The organism is Micromonospora sp. S4605 (genome assembly GCF_003176715.1).
Lineage (GTDB): Bacteria > Actinomycetota > Actinomycetes > Mycobacteriales > Micromonosporaceae > Micromonospora > Micromonospora echinaurantiaca.
This window is the reverse complement of record NZ_QGSW01000211.1, coordinates 64,479-73,056: the sequence shown is the minus strand read 5'-3', so window position 1 is coordinate 73,056 and position 8,578 is coordinate 64,479. Positions and strand designations below refer to the sequence as shown.

Sequence of the window (8,578 nt, the reverse complement as noted above, 5' to 3'; positions counted from 1 at the left end):
CACCCGCCCTCGCGCCCGCTTCGCTCGGCAGCTGCCGATCAAGGGGTTCGCGCCGGCTTCCGTGCTGACGCGAACCCCTTGATCAACGGGGTTGGGCGTACCTCGGCTAGAGCCCGAGCGCGGCGGCGATCTCGGCGCGGAGGGCGGCCACGGCCTCCGTCGCCCTGGCCCGGGCCGCGGCCACGTCGCCGTCCGCGACCGGCTCGACCACCTCGAGGTACGCCTTGAGCTTCGGCTCCGTGCCGGAGGGCCGGATCACCACCCGGGCGGCTGCGGTGCGCAGGATCACCACGTCGGCCTCGGGAAGCAGGTCCTGCGCCGAGGTGACCGGGTGGCCGAGCAGGGCGGTCGGGGTGGCGGCCCGGATCCGGGCCATCGCGGTGGCGATCTCCCGCAGGTCGTCCACCCGCACCGAGAGCTGGTCGGTGTGGTGCACGCCGAACTCGGCGGCCAGCTCGTCCAGCCGGTCGGTCAGCGTCCGGCCCTCCGCCTTGAGCCCGGCGGCCAGTTCGGCCACGGTCAGCGCGGCGGTGATGCCGTCCTTGTCGCGCACGTGGTCGGGCGCCACGCAGTAGCCCAGCGCCTCCTCGTAGCCGAAGACCAGCGGCGCGCTGCCACCGCCGGCCCGGACGATCCACTTGAACCCGGTCAGCGTCTCGTCGTACGGCACGTCCCGGGCGGCGCACATCGCCCGCAGCAGGGACGACGACACGATAGTGGTGGCGTAGAGGCCGGTCACCCCGCGTCGCATCAGATGGTCGGCAAGGAGCACGCCCACCTCGTCACCGCGCAGCATCCGCCACCCGGTCGCCGCCTCCCGGACGGCCACCGCGCAGCGGTCCGCGTCCGGGTCGTTGGCAATGGCGAGGTCCGCGCCGGTCGACTCGGCGAGCGCCACCAGCAGGTCCACCGCCCCCGGCTCCTCCGGGTTGGGGAACGAGACGGTCGGGAACGCCGGATCCGGTTCGGCCTGCTCCGGCACCACCCCGGGCACCGGGAAGCCGGCCCGCGCGAAGGCCGCGGTGAGCACGGCGGCCCCCACCCCGTGCAGCGGGGTGTACGCCACGGCGAGGTCCCGCGGCCCGTCCGGCGCGATCACCGCGGCGGCCCGCTCGACGTAGGACGCCACCAGGTCGTCGCCGAGCACCTGGCCGGGCGGGCCGAGCGGCACCTCGGCCAGCGGGCCGACGGCCCGGATCGCGGCCTCGATCCCGGCGTCGGCCGGCGGCACGATCTGCGCGCCGGCGCCCAGCTCACCGCCCAGGTCGGCGCCGAGGTAGACCTTGTAGCCGTTGTCCTGCGGCGGGTTGTGGCTGGCGGTCACCATCACCCCGGCCACCGCCCCGAGGTGGCGCACCGCGTACGCCAGCACCGGAGTGGGCAGCGGGCGGGGCAGCAGCAGCGCGGGCCGGCCGGCGCCGGTGGCCACCTGGGCGGTCCGCTCGGCGAACTGGCGGGAGCCGTACCGGGCGTCGTACCCGATCACCAGCGGGCCGGAGCCGCCCTGGGCGGCGAGCCAGCCGACCAGCCCGGCGGCGGCCTGGGTGACCACCGCGAGGTTCATCCCGTTCGGCCCGGCGCGCAGCGGACCACGCAGCCCGGCGGTGCCGAAGGTGAGCGGCCCGGCGAACCGGTCGGCCAGCTCCGGGGCGCTGGTCGGCAGCCGGTCGAGCACCGCCTGGAGTTCCGCCCGGCTGGCCGGGTCCGGGTCGTCGTCGAGCCAGCGCCGGGCTTGCTCGCGAATGTCGTCGATGTCAGTGGTGTCCGCCGGCATGCCTCTTGATAGCACGCCGGCGGATCACCCCGTCCGCTTCCCCTGCCTCAGCCGGCGTCGGTCAGCTGGAACGTCTTCACCATCTCGTCGAAGATCGGCTTGCTCTCCTCGAACTTGGCGTCGGTGGAGGTGAGGTAGAACGAGTAGACCCGGCCGTCGTGCACCACGCCGCGCCACACGCCGTGCCGCATGGCGTCGCCCTCGCCGCAGGTGTACTCCAGCTCGGCCGCCGGCTTGCCGGCCAGCTCCGCCTCGGTCATCGCGATCTGGTTGTACGGCTTGACGCAGGAGCTCTTCGAGCCCTTCAGGACGCCTTCGGCCACCTCGGCCCAGCGCATCGAACTGCTGCCGCCGAACTTCTCGTTCAGTACCCGGACCTTGCGGCCGTCGTCCTCCGGGTCGAGGTAGTCGACGTACACGCCGCCGGTCGCCTTCTCCCAGCCCTTCGGCACCATCACCCGGACGCCCCGGGCGGAGTGCTCCTGCATCTCGACGCCGGGCCCGGCCGGGGTGGCGGTGGTGGGCTGGGCCTGCGGCACCGGGGGCGCGGGGTCGTCGCCGCCGCTGAACAGGGCGACCGCCCCGATCAGCAGCACCACGGCCAGCCCGCCGGCCGCGGCCAGCTGCACCTTGTGAGGCCAGCCCTTGACCGTGCCGACCAGTTCCCCGCCGACCCGGCGGACCCGGTCGACCGGGCCGCCGCTGCCGGCGGGCGCGGCGGCCGGCGTGGTCCACGGCTGGCCGGTGCCCGGCACCGACCACTGGGCGCCGCCGCCGTAGGTGCCGCCCACCCGCTGGGTGGCGTCCGGCGCGGCGGCGTAGGGAACCGCCTGGGTCGCGTCCGGCCGGACGCCCCAGGTGACCCGCTGGGTCGCGTCCGGCTGCTGCGGGCCGCCCACCCTCTGGGTGGCGTCGGCGCCGCCGTAGGTGCGGCCGGTGGGCGGCGCGGCCGGCGGCGACATCGCACCGGTCGGCGTGTGCAGCGGGCCGGCCAGCGCGTCGGCGCTGGTCTCGTCCAACGCGGCGGCGCTCGGCAGGGCGGCCTGGCCGGGGCGCTCACCCCGGCGCAGCGCGGCCAACCGGTCGGTCAGCGACTCGCCGGGGGCGAGCATCGCCCGGCCGCCGATCTGCCCGGTGGGCTTCGGCTCCGGCTGGGCCGGCGGCGGGGCGGACACCGGCCGCTGGACCGGCACCACCGAGTAGGGGTCGGTCACCGAGTTCACCGCTGCCGCGGTGCTGGTCAGCGGGCCGGCGAGCAGTTCGCGCAGCATGGCCCGGGCGGTGTGCACGTCCAGCCGGCGGCTCGGGTCCTTCTCCAGCAGGCCCATCAGCACCCCGGTCAGCGGGCCGCTGCGCTGCGGGGTGGCGGGCGGGTCCTCGACCACCGCGTGCATCGTCTCGATCGGGTCGCCCTTGTCGAACGGGGGTCGCCCCTCCACCGCGGTGTAGAGCGTCACGCCCAGCGAGAAGAGGTCGCTGGGCGGGCCGAACTCCTGGCCCATGGCGCGTTCCGGCGAGATGAAGTGCGGCGAGCCGAGCACCATCCCGGGCGTGGTGAGCTGCACGTCGGTGGGCATCCGGGCCACCCCGAAGTCGGTCAGCACGCACCGGCCGTCGGAGCAGATCAGCACGTTGGCCGGCTTCACGTCGCGATGCAGCACACCGATCGCGTGGGCCACCTCGAGCGCGCCGAGCAGCGCGATGCCGATCTTGGCGACCACCCGGGGCGCGACCGGCCCGTCCTCGATCACCATGTCGGCGAGGCTGCGAGCGTCCAGCAGCTCCATCACGATCCACGGCCGGCCGCCCTCGGTGACCACGTCGTAGACCTGCACCACGGCCGGGTGCTGGATGGCCGCGGCGGCGCGGGCCTCGCGCAGGGTGCGCTCGTACATGGCGTCGCGGTCGCTGGGCGCCAGCCCCGGCGGGAGGACGACCTCCTTCACCGCCACGTCCCGGCGCAGGAGTGTGTCTGTGGCACGCCAGACCGTGCCCATGCCGCCGTTGCCCACCGCCGACCGCAGCGAGTAGCGCCCACCGATGGTGGTGCCGGGTGCCGCGCGTCCGGTCGGGGGACTGACTGGTCCGCCGCTCCACGTCGGGATCTGAGTCACAGAAAAGCCACCGGGGGAAATCGAGGGGGCTGGGACACAACCCCCCTATCTTGCTGGTTCCGACGCCCGATGCGAAAGCCGACGCGGCGGACGTTTACCGAACTCGACAGTACGTGCCCGGACGTTCACCTCCCGTCGACCTTCGTCGACGCAGTGTGCGGTATCCCTCACCCGGCCGCGCCGCCGCTCGTCCTACCATCCGGTAATGAGCGAACGGCGGTCAAGCGAGTCCGGTTTCCCGATCAAGGGCGTCTACACGGCGACCGACCTCCCGGAGGACCTGGACTCCCGGCTGGGCGGCCCCGGCGAGTACCCGTACACCCGTGGCGTCTACCCCACGATGTACACCTCCCGACCCTGGACGATGCGCCAGTACGCCGGCTTCGGCACCGCCACCGAGTCCAACGCGCGCTACCACCAGTTGTTGCGCGCCGGCACGATGGGCCTCTCGGTCGCCTTCGACCTGCCGACCCAGATGGGCTACGACTCCGACGACCCGATCGCGCACGGCGAGGTGGGCAAGGTGGGGGTGGCCATCGACTCCATCGAGGACATGCGGCTGCTGTTCGACGGCATCCCCCTGGACAAGGTCTCCACCTCGATGACCATCAACGCGCCCGGTTCGGTGCTGCTGCTGCTCTACCAGCTGGTCGCCGAGGAGAACGGGGTGCCCGGCTCGGCGCTGAACGGCACCATCCAGAACGACATCCTCAAGGAGTACATCGCCCGCGGGACGTACATCTTCCCGCCGAAGCCCTCGCTGCGGCTGGTCGCCGACACGTTCGGCTACTGCCGCCAGGAGGTGCCGAAGTGGAACACCATCTCCATCTCCGGCTACCACATGGCCGAGGCCGGTGCGACGCCCGCGCAGGAGATCGCGTTCACCCTGGCCAACGGCGTCGAGTACGTCCGGGCCGCGCTGGCCGCCGGGCTGGCGGTGGACGACTTCGCGCCCCGGCTGTCGTTCTTCTTCGTCGCCCGCACCACGCTGCTGGAGGAGGTGGCCAAGTTCCGGGCTGCCCGGCGGATCTGGGCCCGGCTGATGCGGGACGACTTCGGCGCGAAGAACCCGAAGTCGATGATGCTGCGCTTCCACACCCAGACCGCCGGGGTGCAGCTGACCGCCCAGCAGCCCGAGGTGAACCTGGTCCGGGTCGCGGTGCAGGGGCTGGCGGCGGTGCTCGGCGGCACCCAGTCGCTGCACACCAACAGCTTCGACGAGGCGATCGCGCTGCCCACCGAGAAGGCCGCCCGGCTGGCGCTGCGTACCCAGCAGGTGCTGGCGTACGAGACCGACCTGACCGCCACCGTCGACCCGTTCGCCGGGTCGTACGTGGTGGAGGCGATGACCGCCGAGCTGGAGGCGGCGGCGACCGAACTCATGGACCGGGTCTTCGACCACGGTTCGGCGGTCGACGCCATCGAGGCCGGCTTCCAGAAGCGGGAGATCGAGCAGTCGGCGTACCGGATCGCCCAGGAGATCGACTCGGGTGAGCGGGTGGTGGTCGGGCTCAACCGGTTCGCCATCGACGCCGAGGAGCCGTACGAGCCGCTGCGGGTCGACCCGGCGATCGAGGAGGCGCAGGCCGAGCGGCTGGCCGAGCTGCGCCGTACCCGGGACGCCGGCGCCGTGGAGCGGGCCCTGGCCGACCTGCGCGCCGCCGCCTCCGGCACGGAGAACGTGCTCTACCCGATGAAGGCGGCGCTGCGCGCCCGCGCCACCGTCGGCGAGGTCTGCGGGACGCTGCGGGAGGTCTGGGGGTTGTACCGCCCGTCCGACCAGTTCTGAACCCCACCGCCGGCGGCCACCGGCGACGCCGTCGACGCGTCGCCGGTGGCCGCCGGCGTGTCCGGGCCGGTCAGCGCGGCCCCGGGCACCCCGCCGAGCGCGTCGGCGCCGCCTGCGCGGCGCTACAGTTTCAGCAGGTACCCCGCCGCCGATCGGCGGCGCAGGCGTGGAGCGGGCCCGGCGACGCCGCCGGAACCCCGCGTCCCCCGGGGCGGCGCGGCCCACCGGCCGCGGCGTGTGCCGGGGAGGTTTACGGGTAACCCGGCCGGGTGATCGGGGACGCACACCGTGTGCGGTCGGATGGTGCCCGGACGTGTGAGCGTCGGCGGATGCCTCGTTGCCGAGAGTGGTCGGGTAATTGTCGGAGTGTCAGTTCATCGAACCGACTAATGCGACAATTCGGAACAACGGCCCGAGGTCGGCGCTCGACTTCGTGACCCGCGAAACGGTTACGCGTTGTAGGAGGTGTGGGGCAGATGACGGCGTTCAATCGCGATCTACCTGCTGTCCCGCAGATCTACGGGCGCTCTCAGCAGGGCATTCGTGACGCTGTGCGGTCCGATCACTACCGTAACGAGGTTGCGCAGCGTCACCGCCGGAGGTCTAGGCTGTCTGCTGTTCCTGATGATCCATCCATCTCTAGTGATCGAGAATTCGACGTGACGAGTGCGTTGACGCTGCCCACGGGCGGCCAGCTGGCGTCGTCCTGGCCGGAGGCGCCCACCGGGTCCCAACCCCTGCCGTTCGAGCTGGACCACCTTCTCGCCCTCCGGGTACCCGGGCTCATCGCCACCCGCCGTCACATCCACTCCCACCCCGAGCTCTCCGGCGAGGAGTTCGAGACCGCCGCGCTGGTCGCCCGGGAGCTCTCCCTGGCCGGGCTGAACCCGCGGCTGCTGCCCAAGGGCAACGGGGTCATCTGCGACATCGACGGCCGCCCGGACGGCCCGGTGGTCGCGCTGCGCGCCGACATCGACGCCCTGCCGCTGACCGACGTCAAGGACGTGCCGTACCGCTCGACCGTGGACGGGGTCTGCCACGCCTGCGGCCACGACGTGCACACCTCGATCATGCTCGGCGTGGGCATGCTGCTGGCCCAGCTCGCCGACCGCGGCGAGCTGCCCGGCCGGGTCCGGCTGATCTTCCAGCCGGCCGAGGAGATCCTGCCCTGCGGCTCGCTCGAGGTCATCGAGGCCGGCGGGCTGGACGACGTGGTGCAGATCTTCGCGCTGCACTGCGACCCCAACCTGCCGGTCGGGCAGATCGGCCTGCGGGTCGGCCCGATCACCGCGGCCGCCGACAACGTCACCGTCCGGCTGACCGGGCCGGGCGGCCACACCGCCCGGCCGCACCTGACCGTCGACCTGGTCGACGCGCTCGGTCGGCTGATCACCGAGGTGCCCGCGCTGGTGAGCCGCCGGGTGCCGGCCAACAGCGGGCTGCTGCTGGTGTTCGGCCACGCCTCGGCCGGCACCCGGTACAACGTCATCCCGTCCGAGGCGTGCGCGGCCGGCACCCTGCGGGTGATGGACCGCGACACCTGGGAACTCGCGCCCAAGATCGTCGGTCAGGTGATCCGGGACGTCATCGCGCCGACCGGCGCCACCGTCGACCTGGAGTACCTGCGCGGCCGCCCGCCGGTGAGCAACGACTCCCGGGCCATCCAGGTGCTGACCGCCGCCACCGCCGCCGCGCTCGGTGCGGACGGCGTCGCCGAGACCCCGCAGAGCATGGGGGGCGAGGACTTCTCCTGGTACCTGGAGTACGTGCCGGGCGCGCTGGCCCGGCTCGGCGTCGGCCGCTCCGGCCCGAACGTGGACCTGCACCGCGCCTCGTTCGACGTGGACGAGCGGGCCATCCCGGTCGGCGTACGCGTCATGGTGCAGACCGCGCTGCGGGCACTGGCGGCGGCGCGCTGACCGGCGGCGCCGGCTGGCGACGCCGCCGCCGGCGCAGCACCACCAGCAGCACCGTCAGCGGTACGCCGAACGCGATCAGCCAGGGCAGCAGCGCGCCCAGCACGGTCAGCAGCAGCGTCATCGAGGCGAGGAAGACCTTCCAGCCGGCCGCCAGCCCGACCAGGAAGCCGGTCTCCGGCTCCTCCTCGGCGGTGGTGGCGTCCGGCCCGACCAGCGACACGGTGATGGTCGACAGCGCGGTGAGGTCGGCCAGCCGGCGCTTCTTCGCCTCCAGCGAGGCGAGGTCCGCCTCCCGGCGGGCCAGCTCGTTCTCCAGCGACACCAGGTCGGTGATCGAGGTGGCCCGGGCGAGCAGGCGGCGGGCGCTCTCCACCCGGGCCCGCTGGCTGGTGATCCGGGCGTCGAGGTCGATCGTCTCCTCGGTGACGTCCTCGGTCTTGATGTCCCGACGCTGCTGCTGGCCCAGCTTCGCGATCTCGTCGACGACCTCGGTGAACTTCGCCGCCGGCACCCGCAGCTGAAGCTCCGCCACCGCGTCGGCCGCCGAGCTGCGCCGCTCGTCGCCGCCGACGAAACCGCCGGCCCGGGTGGCCGCGGCGGTCGCCTCCCGCGCGGCGGCGTCCACATCGTCCACCTGCACCCGCATCGTTCCGGTGTAGATGATCGCCCGCTGGTCGATCCGCAGGTCCGGCGCGCCGGCGCCGGCCTGCTCCGGTGCCCCCGGGCCGGCCTTGTTCTGGTCCGCCGCGGCACCCGCCTCCTGTGCGGCCGGCGCGCCGGCCGCCGAGTCCCGGGCGCCGCCCGAATCGCCGCTCCCGCAACCCGCGAGGGCCAGCAGCGCGACGAGACCCGCCGCGACCAGCGCCGTCCCGCGGCGACGTGCTCTCCGTCCGTCCATCCCCGTCCCTTCCTCCACCGCCCCGCTCCGGGGCGATACCTCAGACGCGACGCGTCGGCACGTCGGTTCCGGCAGACTGCGCTC

The 8,578-nt window shown here is 73.6% G+C and carries 5 protein-coding genes; 2 read left to right on the top strand and 3 right to left on the bottom strand.

What is annotated here, in order from left to right; all coding sequences use genetic code 11:
• Nucleotides 1-106: 106 nt before the first annotated feature.
• Nucleotides 107-1,774 (bottom strand): phospho-sugar mutase, encoded by a 1,668-nt coding sequence (locus DLJ47_RS17660; protein ID WP_109901060.1) that lies wholly within the window; start codon nt 1,772-1,774, stop codon nt 107-109.
• A gap of 47 nt (nt 1,775-1,821) precedes the next feature.
• The gene (locus DLJ47_RS17655; RefSeq protein ID WP_109901059.1) at nt 1,822-3,888 is read right to left on the bottom strand and encodes a serine/threonine-protein kinase; all 2,067 of its coding nucleotides are present in this window, start codon (nt 3,886-3,888) and stop codon (nt 1,822-1,824) included.
• A gap of 205 nt (nt 3,889-4,093) precedes the next feature.
• On the opposite strand from DLJ47_RS17655, the gene DLJ47_RS17650 reads away from it, so the two are divergent.
• Together DLJ47_RS17650 and DLJ47_RS17645 are read left to right on the top strand one after the other, a co-directional pair.
• Nucleotides 4,094-5,677, top strand: a complete 1,584-nt coding sequence (locus tag DLJ47_RS17650) for an acyl-CoA mutase large subunit family protein (protein WP_109901058.1) — start codon at nt 4,094-4,096, stop codon at nt 5,675-5,677.
• Nucleotides 5,678-6,336: 659 nt separating this feature from the next.
• On the top strand, nt 6,337-7,596 hold the full coding sequence (locus DLJ47_RS17645; protein ID WP_109901057.1) for an amidohydrolase: 1,260 nt from the start codon (nt 6,337-6,339) through the stop codon (nt 7,594-7,596).
• Here DLJ47_RS17645 and DLJ47_RS17640 read toward each other — a convergent pair.
• Complete coding sequence (locus DLJ47_RS17640) at nt 7,553-8,494, bottom strand: DUF4349 domain-containing protein (protein WP_109901056.1); 942 nt, start codon at nt 8,492-8,494, stop codon at nt 7,553-7,555. The two genes, DLJ47_RS17645 and DLJ47_RS17640, sit on opposite strands and share 44 nt — an antisense overlap.
• Nucleotides 8,495-8,578: the final 84 nt, after the last annotated feature.